The 17,646-nt window shown below is 60.7% G+C and carries 15 protein-coding genes; 8 read left to right on the top strand and 7 right to left on the bottom strand.

Annotated features, from left to right (window positions below):
* Window positions 1–77: 77 nt before the first annotated feature.
* Genes VE934_RS03800 through VE934_RS03790 form a run of 3 tightly spaced genes read left to right on the top strand, consistent with a single transcriptional unit; the run spans window position 78 to window position 2,901 of the window.
* Window positions 78–1,298 carry an aspartate aminotransferase family protein gene (locus VE934_RS03800; protein WP_324884486.1) on the top strand — a complete coding sequence of 407 codons (1,221 nt, stop codon included), beginning with the start codon at window positions 78–80 and terminating at the stop codon, window positions 1,296–1,298.
* Window positions 1,295–2,230 carry an ornithine carbamoyltransferase gene (argF, locus tag VE934_RS03795; protein ID WP_324884484.1) on the top strand — a complete coding sequence of 312 codons (936 nt, stop codon included), beginning with the start codon at window positions 1,295–1,297 and terminating at the stop codon, window positions 2,228–2,230. The genes VE934_RS03800 and argF overlap by 4 nt, the downstream gene beginning before the upstream one ends.
* Before the next feature lie 11 nt (window positions 2,231–2,241).
* The gene (locus VE934_RS03790; RefSeq protein ID WP_324884482.1) at window positions 2,242–2,901 is read left to right on the top strand and encodes a hypothetical protein; all 660 of its coding nucleotides are present in this window, start codon (window positions 2,242–2,244) and stop codon (window positions 2,899–2,901) included.
* 5 nt (window positions 2,902–2,906) lie between these two features.
* Here the strand turns inward: VE934_RS03790 and VE934_RS03785 are convergent, their stop codons facing one another.
* Window positions 2,907–3,668, bottom strand: a complete 762-nt coding sequence (locus VE934_RS03785; RefSeq protein WP_324884480.1) for an SDR family oxidoreductase — start codon at window positions 3,666–3,668, stop codon at window positions 2,907–2,909.
* Between the two features lie 165 nt (window positions 3,669–3,833).
* Here VE934_RS03785 and kynB point away from each other — a divergent pair, with 165 nt between their 5' ends.
* From kynB to kynA, 3 genes are read left to right on the top strand one after another with little or no spacing between them, the layout of a single operon-like run.
* Window positions 3,834–4,496 (top strand): arylformamidase, encoded by a 663-nt coding sequence (gene kynB, locus VE934_RS03780; protein ID WP_324884478.1) that lies wholly within the window; start codon window positions 3,834–3,836, stop codon window positions 4,494–4,496.
* Window positions 4,493–5,767, top strand: coding sequence for a kynureninase (kynU, locus tag VE934_RS03775; protein WP_324884477.1), 1,275 nt, complete (start codon window positions 4,493–4,495; stop codon window positions 5,765–5,767). Before kynB ends, kynU begins: the two co-directional genes overlap by 4 nt.
* A gap of 2 nt (window positions 5,768–5,769) precedes the next feature.
* A complete protein-coding gene (kynA, locus tag VE934_RS03770) occupies window positions 5,770–6,609 on the top strand; it encodes a tryptophan 2,3-dioxygenase (RefSeq protein WP_324884475.1) in 840 nt (279 codons plus the stop codon).
* Between the two features lie 814 nt (window positions 6,610–7,423).
* Here kynA and VE934_RS03765 read toward each other — a convergent pair.
* Together VE934_RS03765 and VE934_RS03760 are read right to left on the bottom strand one after the other, a co-directional pair.
* A complete protein-coding gene (locus VE934_RS03765; protein WP_324884473.1) occupies window positions 7,424–8,605 on the bottom strand; it encodes an FAD-dependent monooxygenase in 1,182 nt (393 codons plus the stop codon).
* Between the two features lie 39 nt (window positions 8,606–8,644).
* Entirely contained in the window at window positions 8,645–9,628 is a 984-nt protein-coding gene (locus VE934_RS03760) for a BLUF domain-containing protein (RefSeq protein WP_324884471.1), read from the bottom strand.
* A 213-nt stretch (window positions 9,629–9,841) separates the two neighbouring features.
* Between VE934_RS03760 and VE934_RS03755 the strand changes: the two genes are divergently transcribed.
* Window positions 9,842–10,801, top strand: coding sequence for a LysR family transcriptional regulator (locus tag VE934_RS03755; protein ID WP_324884469.1), 960 nt, complete (start codon window positions 9,842–9,844; stop codon window positions 10,799–10,801).
* Window positions 10,802–10,826: 25 nt separating this feature from the next.
* Here VE934_RS03755 and VE934_RS03750 read toward each other — a convergent pair whose 3' ends face one another.
* The 4 genes from VE934_RS03750 to VE934_RS03735 form a co-directional block, all read right to left on the bottom strand.
* The gene (locus tag VE934_RS03750) at window positions 10,827–13,748 is read right to left on the bottom strand and encodes an aconitate hydratase (protein WP_324884468.1); all 2,922 of its coding nucleotides are present in this window, start codon (window positions 13,746–13,748) and stop codon (window positions 10,827–10,829) included.
* 90 nt (window positions 13,749–13,838) lie between these two features.
* Complete coding sequence (locus VE934_RS03745) at window positions 13,839–15,047, bottom strand: phosphoglycerate dehydrogenase (protein ID WP_324884466.1); 1,209 nt, start codon at window positions 15,045–15,047, stop codon at window positions 13,839–13,841.
* Window positions 15,040–16,122, bottom strand: coding sequence for a 3-phosphoserine/phosphohydroxythreonine transaminase (gene serC, locus VE934_RS03740; protein ID WP_324884464.1), 1,083 nt, complete (start codon window positions 16,120–16,122; stop codon window positions 15,040–15,042). Before serC ends, VE934_RS03745 begins: the two co-directional genes overlap by 8 nt.
* A 99-nt stretch (window positions 16,123–16,221) precedes the next feature.
* On the bottom strand, window positions 16,222–16,674 hold the full coding sequence (locus VE934_RS03735; protein ID WP_324884462.1) for a hypothetical protein: 453 nt from the start codon (window positions 16,672–16,674) through the stop codon (window positions 16,222–16,224).
* Window positions 16,675–16,795: 121 nt separating this feature from the next.
* On the opposite strand from VE934_RS03735, the gene VE934_RS03730 reads away from it, so the two are divergent.
* Window positions 16,796–17,641, top strand: a complete 846-nt coding sequence (locus VE934_RS03730; RefSeq protein WP_324884460.1) for a helix-turn-helix transcriptional regulator — start codon at window positions 16,796–16,798, stop codon at window positions 17,639–17,641.
* The last annotated feature ends 5 nt before the right edge of the window (window positions 17,642–17,646 follow it).

The following is a 17,646-nucleotide window of genomic DNA, read 5'->3' as shown; positions in this document are numbered from 1 at the left end:
CCTAGAATCAAACGACCCCGCCGACATGCGGCGCCCTGATTACCCACTTTTTTCAGTATTTCCCGGAGTTTTGCCACATGACCGCTGCCCTGCCCCATCACATTGAAGCCGCTTCCCCCAACGTGATGAACACCTACGGCCGCCTGCCAATCGCGCTGTCGCATGGCCAGGGTTGCCGCGTCTGGGACGTCAATGGCAAGGTCTATCTGGACGCGTTGGGCGGTATTGCGGTCAACACCCTGGGCCACAACCACCCCAAGCTGGTGCCTGCGCTGCAGGACCAGATTGGCAAACTCATCCACAGCTCCAACTACTACCACGTACCCCTGCAGGAGGCGCTGGCTTCCAAGCTGGTAGAGCTCTCGGGGCTGGAGAACGTGTTCTTCTGCTCCACCGGCCTCGAGGCCAATGAGGCAGCGTTGAAACTGGCGCGCAAATTCGGACACGACAAGGGCATTGAACGGCCCGAGATCGTGGTGTACGAAAAAGCCTTCCATGGCCGCAGCATTGCCACGCTGAGTGCCACCGGCAACCCTAAAGTGCAGGCCGGCTTTGGCCCACTGGTCGAGGGCTTCATCCGCGTGCCGCTCAACGACATTGACGCCATCAAGACGGCCACGGCCAACAACCCCAACGTTGTGGCCGTGTTTTTTGAAGCCATTCAGGGCGAAGGCGGCGTCAACAGCATGACGGACCAATACATCCGTGATGTGCGCAAGCTGTGCGACGAAAACGACTGGCTGCTGATGATTGACGAGGTGCAATGCGGCATGGGGCGTACTGGCAAATGGTTTGCGCATCAGTGGGCAGGCGTCAAGCCGGACGTGATGCCCCTGGCCAAAGGCCTGGGCTCGGGCGTACCCATTGGCGCTGTGGTGGCTGGCCCCAAGGCCGCGCATATTTTTCAACCTGGCAACCATGGCACCACGTTTGGGGGCAACCCGCTGGCCATGCGGGCGGGCGTGGAAACCATTCGCATCATGGAAGAGGAAGGGCTGCTCGCCAACGCGGTCAAGGTGGGCGACCACATTCGGCAAGCCATTGCGCGCGAGCTGGCTGGTGAGGCAGGTCTGAAAGAAATCCGCGGGCGCGGGCTGATGATCGGCGTCGAGCTGCACAAACCCTGCGGCGAGCTGCTCAAACGCGCCGCTGACAATGGCCTGCTGCTCAGCGTGACTGCAGACACCGTGGTCCGCCTGATACCGTCGCTGACCATGACCATCGCAGAAGCCGACGAAGTGGTCGCCATTTTGTGCCCGCTGATCAAGCAATTGCTAAAAGAAAAAGCCGCCGCATGACCGTCAGTACCCCCAAAGCCATCAGACACTATTTGCAGTTCAGCGACCTGAACGCTGGCGAGTACGCCTATCTGTTTGAACGCGCCGCACTGATCAAGAAAAAGTTCAAGGCTTACGAAAAACATCAGCCTCTGGTAGACCGCACGCTGGCCATGATTTTTGAGAAAGCCTCGACCCGCACCCGCGTGAGTTTTGAGGCGGGCATGTACCAGCTGGGCGGCAGCGTGGTCAACCTGACCACCGGCGACAGCCAGCTGGGACGCGCCGAGCCTATTGAAGACAGTGCCAAGGTCATCAGCCGCATGGTGGACCTGGTGATGATCCGCACCTTTGAGCAGACCAAGATAGACCGCTTTGCCGAGCACTCACGCGTGCCGGTTATCAACGGCCTGACCAACGAGTTTCACCCCTGCCAGATCCTGGCGGACATCTTCACCTACATCGAGCACCGCGGCTCCATCAAGGGCAAGACGGTGGCCTGGGTGGGCGACGGCAACAACATGGCCAACACCTGGCTGCAGGCGAGTGAAATCCTCGGCTTCAAGGTGCACCTGAGCACGCCCACGGGCTACGAGGTCGACCAGTCCGTGGCCGGCATCCGCTCGGCGGAAAGTTACAAGGTCTTCAAAGACCCGATGCAAGCCTGCGCTGGTGCTGATCTGGTGACCACCGATGTCTGGACAAGCATGGGCTACGAGGCCGAAAACGAAGCCCGCAAAAAAGCCTTTACTGACTGGTGCGTGGACACCGACATGATGAAAGCCGCCAAACCGGACGCGCTGTTCATGCACTGCCTGCCTGCGCATCGCGGGGAAGAAGTCGAAGCTGAGGTGATCGACGGGCCTCGGTCTGTGGTTTGGGATGAGGCGGAGAACCGGATGCATGTGCAGAAGGCTTTGATGGAGTTTTTGATGCTTGGCCGGGTGAGCTGACGCACCGCACCATGTGGTGGACGCCGGCACATCGCGACGAGTTGCTGGTTCGTTGGACTGAACTCGGCGCCCGCCTGGGTTGCGCCGGGCACCGCTGGAACCGTGAGGGCAAGCGCCTGTTGCAGAACTGGGCACGCTGGCCGCGCCGTTATCACAACACACCGCACCTGCACGCCTGTCTGCGACACTTCTCGCAGGTTCGTGACGATCTGGCCAGCCCCAACGCGGTTGAGCTGGCACTCTGGTTTCACGATGCCATCTACTGGCCATGGCTTGCGCGCAATGAAGAAAAAAGTGCGTTATGGGCCCTCACCTTCCTGGCAGAAATGGGTTTTGACGAAACTCTGCGCAAAACCGTCAACAGCCACATTCTCGATACCCGACACCACGCCGTGCCAGGCAGCGGGGATGCGCAATGGGTTGTCGATATCGACCTGGCGATTCTGGGCCAGAGCGAAAGCGTGTACCGGCAATTTGAGCGCGACGTGCGCAGCGAATACCGCTGGGTTCGTTGGTCGCGCTACGTCCAAGGGCGCAGCGCAGTGTTGCAGTCTTTCATGGACCGGCCACGCATCTACAACACCCCCTGGTTTTATGAGCGCTACGAGGCCGTTGCAAGAACCAATCTGCAAGCCGCACTGGTCGCGCTTTCACGCAACCAACTGTATTGAGCCGTTCAGCCCCGCCCAACAAAAGGCATCTTCGTAGCCATGATCGTCATGAACTGCACATTGGTAGACAGCGGCAACGCAGCCATGTGCACCACCGCATCGGCCACCTCCTTCGCATCCATCATCGGCTCCACAGCCGTTTCACCATTGGCCTGCGTCACACCCTTGGTCATGCGAACCGACAGCTCGGTCAGCGCGTTGCCGATATCAATTTGTCCGCAGGCAATGTTGTACTTACGGCCGTCCAGCGAAATGGATTTGGTCAGGCCGGTGATGGCGTGTTTGGACGAGGTGTAGGGCGCAGAGTTGGGCCTCGGCGCGTGGGCTGAGATGGATCCGTTGTTGATAATGCGGCCGCCCTGCGGCTCCTGATCTTTCATCAGTTTGATGGCGCCCTGCGCGCACAAAAACGAGCCCGTGAGATTGATGTTGATCACGTTTTGCCATTGCTCAAACGTGAGGTCTTCCATGTTGACGGCGGGCGCATTAACCCCCGCGTTGTTGACCAGCAGGTCCAGGCGGCCAAACACCTCTTTGGTTTTGGCAAACATGGCTGCTACCGACTCGGGCTGGCTCACGTCTGTCGCCACTGCCAACGCGCGCGCACCCGCGCCGGACTCTTTGGCAACGTCGTTAAGTGGCTCAACACGCCGACCCACCAGCACCACCTGGTATTCCTCACGCAACAGCGCCAGCGCCACCGCCCTGCCGATGCCGGTGCCTGCTCCGGTAACCACTGCCACTTTGCCTTTGCCGCTCGAATTCATGGTGATCCTCTGATGTGTTGACGATCTGAAGCACCACATTCGGTGCCTGCCAGCACTGTACATCCCGGCACTGATTACCGCAGGGCCGGGCGCTCCAACCCTATTTCAGCGCTTGTTGGAAATAACCGACACCACGGTGTTTTTGATGGTGATACCTTGGCACCCATGACACAAGACAACCGACGCATCTGGGATATTTCGCCTCCTGTGGACGAAGATGCTGCCGTCTTTCCGGGCGACGCCACTTACTCGCAAAAACTGCATTTCGCGCTGGCCCCTGGCTGCCCGGTCAATGTCAACACCCTGACCTTCTCACCCCACACTGGCGCCCACGCGGACGCACCCATGCATTACGCAAGCGGCGCACCAGCCATAGGTGCGGTGGACCTGTCGCCTTACCTTGGGCCGTGCCGGGTGATTCATTGCATGGACTGCGGGCCACTCGTTGAGCCTCAGCACATTGCACACGCGATGGACGAGCTGCCGCCGCGCGTGCTGTTTCGCACGGCGCGCACCGCCAGCCAGTCCTGGGCATCATTCACGGCGATCGCCCCGGGAACACTTGCGCTGCTAGCTACCAGAAACATAGCGCTTGTCGGTATCGACACGCCCAGCGTGGACCCCGCCACCAGCCAAGACCTGCCCTGTCATCAGCTGCTGCTAAAGCACGATTTACGTTTGCTGGAGAACCTGGTGCTTGATGACATCCCCGCTGGCGACTATGAATTGATCGCCCTTCCCCTCAAATTAACCCGAGCCGATGCCTCGCCCGTTCGCGCCGTACTGCGCGAGCTTGATCGCGCCAACACCATCTTGAGAGAACCATGATCACCCTTGACGGCTGCCGCGCCCTTGATGCCGGCGACACGCTGCGCCCGCTGCGCGACCACTTTGCGCTGCCTGAGGGCGTGATTTACCTGGACGGCAATTCGCTGGGCGTGTCGCCCAAAACAACAGCTGCGCGTGTGGCCGACGTCATCACCCGTGAATGGGGCAAGGACCTCATCCGCTCATGGAACGATGCGGGGTGGTTTCATTTGCCGCAGCGCCTGGGCAACAAAATTGCGCCGCTAATAGGCGCTGGGCCCGACGAGGTGGTGGCAACCGACAGCACGTCCGTCAATCTCTACAAAGTGCTCAGCGCCGCGCTGACCATGGCCGCCGAGGACGCTCCCGGCAGGAAAATCATCATCAGTGAACGCAGCAACTTTCCGACCGACCTGTACATTGCCGACAGTCTATGCAGGGAGCGCGGCTACCAGTTGAAACTGGTGGAGCCGAACGAGATCGTGGCCAGCCTGAACAGCGACGCAGCCGTGCTGATGCTGACGCATGTGAACTACCGCCTAGGGGCCATGCACGACATGGCGGCACTGACAAGAGCCGCGCACGAGGCCGGTTGCCTGGCGGTATGGGACCTAGCACACAGCGCGGGCGCCGTGCCGGTTGATCTCAAAGGCGCTGATGCCGACTTTGCAGTCGGCTGCGGCTATAAGTACTTCAATGGCGGGCCGGGTGCACCCGCCTTTGTCTGGGTCCATCCCAAACACGCCCAGCGTTTTCGCCAACCGCTGTCCGGGTGGTGGGGTCATGCCGCCCCGTTTGAGTTCACGCCCGACTACCGTCCTGCGGCGGGCATCACGCGCTACCTGTGCGGCACCCAACCCATCATGAGCCTGGCCGCGCTGGAATGCGGGCTTGATGTATTTGGCGCCGCTCAATCCTTGGGCGGCATGTCTGCACTCCGCAGCAAGTCGCTCGCGCTGACCGATCTGTTCATCGCCTTGGTGGAAGAACGCTGCACGGGCCACGACCTTGGTTTGGCCACGCCGCGAGAGCATGCACAACGCGGCTCACAGGTATCGCTCTCTCGCACCGAAGGCGCTTACGCCATCGTGCAGGCACTGATTGCACGCGGCGTCATCGGCGACTTCCGTGCCGGCGACGGAGCAGGTCACCCGGACATCCTGCGCTTCGGTTTCACGCCGCTGTACGTGGGGTTTGAGGATGTCTGGCATGCCGTCGAGCAGTTGAAGCAAGTCCTGGAAACGGCTGAATGGAAGCGCCCTGAATTCAGCCAGAAGCACGCGGTGACCTGATCATGACTACTTCCGAGAAAATCGTCACTGACGCAAAAGCCCAGCTCGACTTCAGCCGTGACATGAGTTACGGCGACTACCTGCAGCTCGACGCCATCCTGAGTGCGCAAAAGCCCCTGTCACCCGCGCACGACGAAATGCTGTTTATCGTCCAGCACCAGACCAGCGAGCTCTGGATGAAGCTGATGCTGCATGAGCTGCGTGCGGCAATTGCGAATGTGGCGAGCGACGAACTCGGTGACGCCTTCAAGAAGCTGGCACGCGTGAGCCGCATCATGGAGCAACTAGTGCACGCCTGGGATGTGCTGGCCACCATGACCCCACCCGAGTACAGCGCGATCCGACCATACCTTGCCAACTCCAGCGGCTTTCAAAGCGCGCAGTACCGCTGTATTGAATTTTCCCTGGGCAACAAAAACGCCGCCATGCTCAAGCCGCACGCGCACCGGCCCGACCTGCTGGCCCAGGTGCAGACCGCTTTTGAAGGGCCGTCGCTGTACGACGAAGCCCTGCGCCTGCTTGCGAGGCGAGGCCTGCCCGTGCCCGCCAGCCACACACAGCGCGACTGGACTCAGGGCTATGTGGAAAACGACGCGGTGGAGCAAGCTTGGTTGCAGGTATACCGCGACCCCAAGCAATACTTTGACCTGTACCAGCTCGGCGAAGAACTCACCGACCTCGAAGACGCCTTTCGCCTCTGGCGATTCCGCCACGTGACGACGGTAGAGCGGGTGATCGGGTTCAAGCGCGGTACCGGGGGGACCGGTGGGGTGAGTTATTTGCGAAAGATGCTGGATGTGGTTTTGTTTCCGGAGATTTGGAAGTTGCGGACTGATTTATAGATTAAATCGGCCGTTTGCCCAATATAGACGGGCGTAGTTAGCTATAAATACGATAGCTATCCAATTTGTCATCCCGGGCTTGACCCGGGATCCATGTCCATCTCCTACTGTCCACCGTTCGGGCTGAGCCTGTCGAAGCCGGTGCAAGCTTGCGCGGGTGTAGGTCTTCTTGCAAGCCGAGTCTCGCCCCGGCGGGCGACTCACTTTCTCTTGCTTCGCCAAGAGAAAGTAAGCAAAGAGAAGGCGACCCGATGGTCCGGGTCCCTCCGCTCCGCTACGGGCAACCTGTGGTGCTCGGTAAAGCGGGGTCCCGCAGAACTCGCCTTCGGCTCAGACAGCTGCGAGCCCTGATCCGCTTTGACCTGCGCTCCTCGGCCCAGCCCGACGGGCTTGGGGGGAAAGACAAAGCCAAGACAAATCGGAGAACCAAGGACACGCCATGGCGTGTCCTTGTCGGGGTTGGTTTCTGTCCCTTCTCCCCACCCCTTCTGTATGCGCCGAGGAGCGGAGGTTCAGACGGAACAGGGCTGACACTTGTTTGAGCGCAGCGAGTTTGTGTCAGACCCCGGCTGAACCGAGCACCGCAGGTTGCCCGCAGCATCGCTGCGGGACGCAGACAGCGGGGTCGTCTTTTCTTTGGTGACTTTTTTTTGGCGAAACAAAAGAAAGTTACTTGCCGCCGGGCAACCCCCGGCCAGCAGGCACACCGCCAAAGCACGAAGGGAACACAGGCTTCGACAGGTTCTGCCTGAACGGTGGACAGTAGAAGACGAACATGGATCCCGGATCAAGTCCGGCATGACAGATTTCTCTATCAAGGCCCACCATAAAGCCAGGGCACATCCAGTAAACGCTCCCCCAACAGCTTGAGCGAAGCATCCCTCCCCCACCGCACCACCCCATCCGCATGAAAAATCTCCCCATTGCGGATGGCGCGGGCCTGCACTCTTGCGTTGCGTTCCCACCGGTTCAGCGCATAGCGGTTGAGCATGGTCGGGACGTCGAGCGCCGGGTCCAGCGCCTGCACAAGTACACGGCCCAGCTCTGCAGCGTCTTCTATCGCCATGCCTGCACCTTGGGCAAGATAAGGAAGCATCGGGTGCGCGGCATCGCCTAACAGCGCCACGCGGCCCAGTGCCTGCTGGTGAGCGCCCTGCATTGGGGGCCGGTCGCACAGGGCCCACAAACGCCAGTGGTTAATGGCGTGCACCAGATCCTGCAACGGTGAACAGGTGCCAGCTAACGCCGCACGCAGGCCCGCAGCGTCGGTTCCATGGTCCCAGCCATCCAGTGCGTCGCCGCTTTTACCCTCCACAATGCCGACCACGTTGAGCCAGTCGCCGCCGCGCACCGGGTACTGCACCACATGCAGTTGCGGGCCCAGCCAGGCCGTGACCTGGCTCGAACGCAGTGCCTCTGGCAGGTCAGCCTGCCGCACCAGTGCCCGGTAAGCCAGGTGGGAAGTCGCGCGCGGCTGCCCATCTCCCAGCAACCATTGCCGCACCGGGCTCCATAAACCGTCGGCGCCGACCAGCACGTCACCTTCAATAACAGCGCCGTCTGCGGTTTGCACGGTCACGGCATCTGCGGTTTGCGTGAATTGACTCAGAGTGTGATTCAGTTTGAGCGAGACATCTGCCTGCTGCACCGCGTTGAGCAACAGGCCATGCAAGTCTGCGCGGTGCACGGTTGCATACGCGGCGCCGTAGCGCTGTACCATGGCCTCACCCAAAGGAAGCCGTGCAAGCGATTCACCGGACAGCGCACTGCGCACCTCCAGTTGATGCGGGAAAGCGGCAACATCAGCCAGTGCACCGGCCAACCCCCATCCGTGCAATACCTTGACCACATTGGGGCCCAGCTGGATGCCGGCGCCGACTTCACTGAAGAGCGGCGCCCGTTCGTACAGACGCACAACCCAGCCGGCGCGTGCCACCGCCAGCGCAGCCGCCAACCCACCGATACCTCCACCCGCAATCAGCGCCTGTTTTGTCATGCACCGATTGTGCCCAACCCCGTTCAAGGGGTAACCGCTTCAGGCGAGCAGCGAATCGACGGCGTTCTCCGCGTTTTGTCTGGCGCCAAGGAGGTCGCCCAAAAAGCTGGCCGGTCCCGCCTGCATCAGATGCCTCACATCGATTTCGGCAATGTCGGCACTGAGCGTATGCAAGCACTCACGGGCCACACGGCTCGTGTCCGGGGTGGCCGCTGCAAAGCGCAACGCCGGACGCACAGCAAGGTGCTTGAGCAGCAGGCCGACGTCCCCGGCGAGCGCGCTGGTCGAATCAACACGGTCACCCAGCAACAACAGCAGACACTGAAGGTCGCGCAGCATCAGGCGCACGGCCGGGTGGGCAAGGCTGCGCCGGGATAAGGCGTGAACACGGGTCACGCTATAAGCGCCCGGCAGATCGACATAAACAGCACCAACATCCGCAGACCTGGGGTCTCCCGTGGCAAAGCGCTGATAGGTCACGGGCACGCCGGCCTGCTGTCCAATGGATCTCACCAGATCTACGGCCCCGGTGTTGCCCGAGGTAACCGCCACAACGTTGCGCCGCACCAGGCCAGATTCGCCCAGCGCAGCGGTCAGGCCCGCTGGCGCTACGAGTTGCATCCACAGCTCGTCCGGCGATGCCGACGCCTCCAGGGCCTGACTTTGTTTGAGCCGATACAGCCGGCGGGCCACATCAGTCGGTTTTTCCTGGTTGTGGGTTGTGACGATCTGCAGCAGATCGGTCAGGGTCGCGGGACCCATGCTGCGATGCAGCTCTCTGAGGCGCCCGTGCCGCTGATCTGCCTGGGCAATGCGCAAGGCTTTCTCCACCCCCGCCGCCGGGCCCTCGTGCCACTGAAACAGCCAGCCGGAAGCGTGCAAAAAAGCGCTGCGAATTCCCTGCGTGGCATTGAAAGCGCCCACCCCCTCGCGCAGGGCAAGAAGCTCCTCCATCACCGAGCCGGGCACCAGCGACACGCTGGCGCAAACAACTCTCAGGACGTCATCACCACGGGCAGTCATGCTACAGCCCTCCGGGACAGGCAGGATGTCATGAAACGGCGGGACGGCATAAGTCGAACGGTCATTTGCTGGGGTTTCTGTCGGGGGTACAGGGGTCGAGGCGAAGCCGCTACCGCCGGTTCGCGAGTAACGAATTGTTTATGTTTCAACTAAATTCGTCCAATGCATTGTTATGTAAAAATCAATGCATTGGATGCATCTATAGAGCCAGACATGGACCTGAAGCGCCTTAACCACCTGATCGCACTTGCTGACGAACGCAACTTTGGCCGGGCAGCCACACGGGTGAATCTCAGCCAACCGGCTTTCAGCCGCAGCATCCAGGCCGCCGAAACCGAAATGGGCCTGCAGCTGTTTGACCGGGGGAATGCGGACATCGCCTGCACACCTGCGGGAGCGTTTGTGGTTCAGCGGGCGCGCAAAGTGGTGATGGAAAGCCGCCAGCTGGAACGCGAAGTGGACCTGTATCGCAACCGGATGATGGGTGACCTGGCTTTTGGGGTGGGCGCCTTTCCAGCGGCCACATTTTTGCCCCAGCTCATGATTGACCTGCGTACCCGCTTTCCAGGCGTAAACAGCCGCGTCCACGTCAACAACTGGCGCTATCTGGTTGAGCACCTGAAGAAGGAGGAAATTGATTTCTTCGTATCGGACATTCGCGACGTGCCGCGCGACGCCAACTTCAGCATCACCCCGATTGGCCGGCAGCGCGGCCGCTTCTACGTCCGCGCGGGCCATCCGCTGCTACAACGCCCGGTCGTCCGGATCGCCGATGTATCGCCCTATGGACTGGGCACGGGCAGGCTGCCCGCGCAGGCGGCAGAGGGACTGCTGAAATTGCTGGGACGCTCGGAAGAAGACGGGCTGCCGGTAGCGGTGGAATGCGATGACATCCACCTGCTCAAACGCATCACGCTGGCCACCGACACGGTGATGATCGGCACAGAAATCATCATGCGGCACGAACTGGCCACTGGATTGATGAAACCGCTGGAACTACAGGGATTGCCGCGCATGTACGCGCAGATTGGCGTGGTGGCGCTCAGAGGCCGCAGTTATTCACCCATGGCTGAATACGCGGTCCGCTTCATGACCGAGCTGTCGCAAGAGCAATCGCAAGCGGAGGAGGATGTGGCGGCCGAGGGTGGGGCTGGGGCGGCCGGCCGCCCCTGATACACACCCAGCCTGCGATCGGTCGCTACGCTGCAAGCAACTGCCGCAGCACAAACGGAAGAATGCCGCCGTGCCGGTAGTAATCCACCTCGATAGGTGTGTCGATGCGCAGAATAACCTGAAGCTTTTGCTGCGCCCCATCAGCACGGGTGATCACAAGAGTGGCTTCGCTTTGGGGCTTGAGGTCCGGGTCTGGCAACACGTCGATCACTTCATCGCCCGCCAAACCCAGTGTTTGCCACGAGTCGCCGGCTTTGAACTGCAGCGGCAACACACCCATGCCCACCAGGTTGCTGCGGTGGATACGCTCAAAGCTTCTGGCAACAACTGCTTTGATGCCCAGTAGCTGAGTGCCCTTGGCGGCCCAGTCACGCGATGAACCGGTGCCGTATTCCTCGCCGGCAAAAATCACTGTGGGTGTGCCCTGGTCCTTGTACTTCATGGCAGCGTCATAGATAAACATCTTCTCGCCCACCGCGCCACCGGCTTTGGGCTGGAACAGCGTCACACCACCCTCCTCCCGTGAGCCATCGTCGCCGGCGGGGATCATCAAATTCTTGATGCGCACATTTGCAAAAGTGCCGCGCATCATCACCTCGTGGTTACCCCGGCGCGCGCCATAGCTGTTGAAGTCAGCCTTTTGCACGCCGTGCGCCGTCAGCCATTGCCCCGCAGGCGAACTGGCTTTGATGGAGCCAGCCGGCGAGATGTGATCGGTGGTGATGGAGTCCCCAAACAGCGCCATGATGCGTGCGCCCACTACCGATACGTCATCATTTTGGCCATTTGCCCTTTGTTCACGAGGAGTATCCGCTATGGTTTCCATAGCAAACTCCTTGAAGAACGGCGGCTCGGCAATGTAAGTGCTGGTGGGCCAGGTGTAGGCAGTGCCTTGCACGCCCTTGATCTTTTCCCACAGTTTGCCGGGCTCACTTTTGACTTTGGCGTAGTTGGCTCGGAAGGCCTTGCCGTTCATCGCAAACTTCATGAGTTTGTAAATTTCGTCACTGGTCGGCCAGATATCGCCGAGGTAAACATCTCTTACCTTTCCATCTTTGCCCTTGCCTTTACCAACAGGCTCTGTCATCAGGTCACGCAGCACCGTGCCGGCAATCGCATAGGCCACCACCAGGGGCGGGCTGGCCAGAAAGTTGGCTTTCAGATTGGGGTGGATGCGCGCTTCAAAGTTACGGTTGCCCGACAGCACTGCGGCACACACCAGATCACTCTGGTTGATCGCTTCGTTGATCTCGGGCGTCAGGTCGCCCGCGTTGCCTATACAAGTGGTGCAGCCGTAACCGGCAAGGGCAAAGCCGAGCTTTTCCAGGTACGGCAGCAAGCCCGCCTGGGTGAGATATTCGGTCACGATGCGGGAGCCGGGTGCCAATGAAGTCTTGATGTGGGGCTGAACCTTCAGGCCCGCCTCCACGGCCTTTTTCGCCAGCAATCCAGCGGCCAGCAGCACACTCGGGTTGGATGTGTTGGTGCAGCTGGTGATCGCGGCAATCAGCACATCGCCGTTGCCGATGCTGACGCCTGCCGTTTGCGAAACCGGTGTTGCATGTTCTGCATGGTCACTGGCCGCCATGGCCAGCGTGGGCCGATTACCCTCCATTTCAACAACCATGCGCGGCGCGCCTGCGGGCGTAGGCCGTGCGACAGGGATGGACTCAGAGCCGCGGTCGTCCGTGTGGCGCAGCAAATGCCGCGTACGCAGCACGCTGGCGGGCTGGTTAAATCCGTTCTCGGCAATCGGCTTGCTGAAGAGCGAGGCAAACTGGCTGGCCACATTGCCCAGTTCAATGCGGTCCTGTGGACGCTTGGGGCCGGCCAGGCTGGGGGTCACGTCGCCCAGGTCGAGCTTGACCACTTGCGAGAAATCAATTTCGCCAGGCAGCGGCACGCCGAACAGGCCTTGCGCGCGAAAGTAGGCCTCAAAGGCTTCAATCTCGCCCTTGGTCCTGCCGGTGCCCGTGAAGTATTCGATCGTTTTTTCATCGACCGGGAAAAAGCCCATGGTCGCGCCGTATTCAGGCGCCATGTTGGCAATCGTCGCGCGGTCCGGCAGCGCCAGCGTACGCGTGCCTTCACCAAAAAATTCCACAAACTTGCCCACCACTTTTTCACGGCGCAGCGCTTCGGTGACGCGCAGCACCAGATCAGTTGCCGTGACGCCCTCACGCAATCGGCCAGTCAGCTCAAAACCCACCACGTCGGGTGTCAGCATGTACACCGGCTGGCCCAGCATGGCCGCCTCGGCCTCGATACCACCCACGCCCCAGCCCACCACACCAATGCCGTTAATCATCGTCGTGTGGCTGTCGGTGCCTACCAGGGTGTCGGGGTAATACACGCCGCCAGAATTCTTGTGCACGCCACGCGCCAGATACTCCAGGTTGACCTGGTGCACGATGCCAAAACCTGGCGGCACAACGCCAAAAGTGTCAAAGGCCTGCATGCCCCATTTCATGAACTGGTAGCGCTCGTTGTTGCGCTGAAACTCCAGCTTCATGTTCAGGTCCAGCGAATTCTTTTTGCCGTAATGGTCCACCATGATGGAGTGGTCCACCACCAGATCCACCGGCACCAGCGGTTCAATGCGTTTCGGATTTTTGCCCAGCTTGATGGCGACGCTGCGCATCGCGGCCAGATCGGCCAGCAGGGGCACGCCGGTAAAATCCTGCAGCACAACGCGGGAAACGACAAAGGGAATTTCTTCCGTGCGATCTGCACTGGGGGCCCAGTTGGCCAGTTCGCGCACATGGTCCGCGCTGACCTTTTTGCCGTCGCAGTTGCGCAGGACGGACTCCAGAACAATGCGCATGGAAACCGGAAGGCGCCCTATCTTGGGAAACTCCTTCGCGAGCGCTGGCAGGGAGTAAAACTTGCCCGTTTTTCCTGAAGCGGTTTTGAAAGTTTTCAGGGTATGGGCAAACGCGTGGGCCATGGCGAACTCCTGTTTCTTGTGGGTTTGCAATATCCTACAAGCCTTCAGAGACAAGTCTGTAGGACTTGGCACCCAGCCGCGTTCGGTCGGCTACTGAACGCTGTCGGGCAGGTAACGTACCGCGAGCACACCCTGAATGGCTCGTATGGAGTCCAGCACGGCTTCACTGACCGGGCTTTCAACATCCACCAGGGTGTAAGCCATGTCGCCACGCGACTTGTTAACCATGTTGTGGATGTTGAGCCCCGCTTCGGCCATGGCGGTGGAAATTTGCCCCAGCATGTTGGGCACATTGGCATTGGCAATCGCCACCCGGTAGGCTGACTCGCGCGCCATACTCACGGCCGGAAAATTCACCGCATTGGCGATGTTTCCGTGCTCAAGATAGTCACGCAACTGATCGGCCACCATGATGGCGCAGTTTTCTTCTGCCTCGCGGGTGGAGGCACCAAGGTGCGGCAGCGCGATGACCTGCGCATGGCCATTGATGGCGGCGCCCGGAAAATCGCACACATACCAACCCAGCTTTTTGGCACTGAGCGCAGCCAGTACCGCGCTTTCGCTCACCACGCCTTCGCGGGAAAAATTAAGCAGCACAGCGGCGGGCCGCATCAGCTTGAGGTTGTCGGCATTGACCAGATCACGAGTGGCCGCCACCAGCGGCACGTGCAGGGTCACAAAGTCGGCGTTCTTCAGGACCTCGGCCACGCTGGCCGCTTTTTTAACCTGCGCGGGCAGGCTCCAGGCAGCATCGACCGTGATGTCGGGGTCATAACCCAGCACGTTCATGCCGAGCTTGATGGCGGCGTCAGCCACCAGGCAGCCAACCTTGCCCAGGCCGACGATACCCAGGGTGTGGCCGGCAAGCTCATACCCGGCAAAGTTTTTCTTGCCGTCTTCCACCGCCTTGTCCATGTCTGGCATGGCGGCGTCCAGGCTGGAGACAAAACGCAGCGCCGGCGCAATGTTGCGCGCCGCGAGCAGCATGCCAGTGAGCACCAGCTCCTTCACCGCATTGGCATTGGCACCCGGCGCGTTAAACACCGGTACGCCGCGTGCACTCATGGCGGGGATGGGGATGTTGTTGGTGCCAGCGCCGGCACGGGCGATGGCCTGCACGCTGTCGGGCAGCGCCAGGGCATGCATGTCGGCTGAGCGCACCAGCACGGCGTCAGGCCGCGCCACATCTTTGCCGGTGGTGTAACGCTCAGATGGCAGGCGCTTGAGGCCGTTGGCAGATATCTGGTTAAGAACCAGGATGTCAAATCGCCGCGGCGCTGCGCCCGCCGCCTCAGCCATTGCTGGCCTCGAAGTCTTTCATGTAGGCCACCAGGGCCTGCACGCCTTCAATCGGCATGGCGTTGTAGATGGAGGCTCGCATGCCGCCCACCGCGCGGTGCCCCTTGAGCTGCAACATGCCGCGTGCCTGGGCGCCTTTCAAAAACGCCTCGTCCAGCGCCTCGTTTTTGAGCTTGAAAGGCACGTTCATCAGCGAGCGGTCTTCCCTGGCTACCGGGTTGCTGTAGAAGGTAGTGGAGTCCAGGTAGTCGTACAGCAGCGCGGCCTTGGTGCGGTTATGCGCCTCCATGGCCTTCAGACCGCCCAGCGCCTTGATGTGTTTGAAGACCAGACCAGCAATGTAAATGGCGTAAGTCGGCGGCGTGTTGTACATCGAGTCGTTATCAGCCTGCTGCTTGTAGTCAAACACAAAAGGCGTCTGCGGCATGGCCTGGCCGATGAGGTCTTCGCGCACGATGACCACTGTAAGGCCAGACGGACCCATGTTCTTTTGCGCGCCCGCGTAGATCAGACCGTATTTGCTGACGTCAATCGGGCGCGACAGGATGTTGGACGACATGTCGGCCACCAGCGGCACCTTGCCGGTGTCGGGTGTCCAGTTGTATTCAACACCGCCAATGGTTTCGTTGGAACAAATGTGCACATAGGCCGCATCGGGGTCCAGCTTCCAGGTGTCAAATTTGGGCACGGCGGTAAAGCCGTTTGCCTCCGCACTGGCGGCGATGTTGACCTTGCAGAAGTTCTTGGCTTCCTTGATGGACTTTTTCATCCACTCGCCAGTGTTGATGAAATCGGCGCTCGCATGGCCGCGCAACAGGTTCATGGGAACAATCGCGTTTTGCCCCAAACCACCACCCTGCAGAAACAGAACCTTGTAGTTGGCAGGAATGGCCAGCAGCTCACGCAAATCTGCCTCGGCCTGGGCGTGGATGGATATGAATTCCTTGCCGCGGTGGCTCATCTCCATCACCGACATGCCGGAGCCGTTCCAGTCCATCATTTCTGCGGCCGCTTGCCGCAGTACGGGTTCAGGAAGAATCGCCGGGCCGGCGCTGAAATTGAAAACGCGTGTCATGCAGCAACTTTCTTGTCGAGTGGGAGTGGTCAGGGCTCCGGCTGGAGCACCAGACACACAGCATACAAGAAAGAAAGTTTCGCCTGCATTCTCCCAGGCTTACCAGCGGGCGGCAGAGGCCTTGCGAAGGCCAATCCACTCCAGTTCGGCCAGCACGGCAACTGTCACCGCCTGTACCGTAATAAACGCCATTCCAGTGATGGTTGGCGTGACCAAGCCGCCAAACAGCACGGCTATGCAGCCAACCACCCACAGCAGGTTGGCAGCAATCAAAATCCCTACCCCAGTCAGGGGCACAACCTGGCGGGTAGCCAAAAAGGTGATGCCCGCCGCAAATGCCAGCATTGCCCATCCCGCCTCGACCAGCAAGGCTTCTGGCAAACCCAGCAGACCGGCCAGAAAGCCAGGCAGCAGCAACTGCAATACACCCGTGGCGAGGCCGGTGGCGGCATCTACCCACAACACCCGGCGCAGAAAGTGAGGGGATGCGATGAGGGACGACAAGACGCCAGTGTTGGGGATTGAAGTCGAGGTTGAGGTAGACGCAGTCATAAAAAGCTCCTTGCTTGGATTGAAGAGTTGATCTGAGGCCTTGATCATTGACGCCCGGGCGAGGCCAGTCGATAACCTGGCAGGTAATGGCCGGGCGGCTGACCTGCCTTACGATTCAGGCATGAATGCAAGCGTCCACTCCCCAACACGCCCCGTCCGATCCGGCAACGCCACACCCCAGCCTTTTGGCGAGCGGCTGCGCCACTGGCGCCAGCACCGCCGCTTGAGCCAGCTGGACTTGGCCAGTGACGCCGACATTTCCACGCGGCACCTGAGCTTTGTTGAAACCGGCCGCTCGGTGCCCAGCCGCGAGATGGTGCTGCGCCTGTCTGAACGACTGGACATCCCGCTGCGTGAGCGCAATACGCTGTTGACCGCAGCTGGCTACGCGCCCATGTATCGGGAGCGGGCCCTTAGCGACCCGGCGCTGAGTGCCGCCCGGCAAGCAGTGGAGCTGATTCTCAAAAGCCACGAGCCCTACCCTGCACTGGCCATAGACCGGCACTGGAACCTGGTGGCCGCCAACAGCGCAGTGCCGCATCTGCTGGCGGGCGTGGATGCCTCCCTGCTGCAGGCCCCCATGAACGTGCTGCGCCTGAGCCTGCATCCGCTGGGCCTGGCCACCAAAATCGCCAACCTGCTGCAATGGCGCACACACCTGTTTGAGCGGCTCCGCCAGCAGATCGCCGCCACGGCAGATCCGATACTGGCTGAGCTGCTGAAGGAGCTGCAGGCCTATCCCGTGCCAGAGGGCGCAGATCTCCTGCTTGAGGGCGAGCATCCCGGCGTGGTCATGCCCTTCAACTACCGGACGCCCGCTGGCGTGCTTAGCTTCATCAGCACCGTCACCATCTTTGGCACCCCGTCAGACGTGACCCTGCAGGAGCTGGCCATGGAAACCTTTTTTCCGGCGGATGACTTCACCCGCCAGGCTTTGCAGGCAATGATGTCGCAGACGCCCGGATAGCTATA

Source organism: Polaromonas sp., from assembly GCF_035638815.1.
GTDB lineage: Bacteria > Pseudomonadota > Gammaproteobacteria > Burkholderiales > Burkholderiaceae_C > Polaromonas.
Note: the sequence above shows the minus strand (reverse complement) of the source record. Positions and strands in the feature narration are given on the sequence as shown.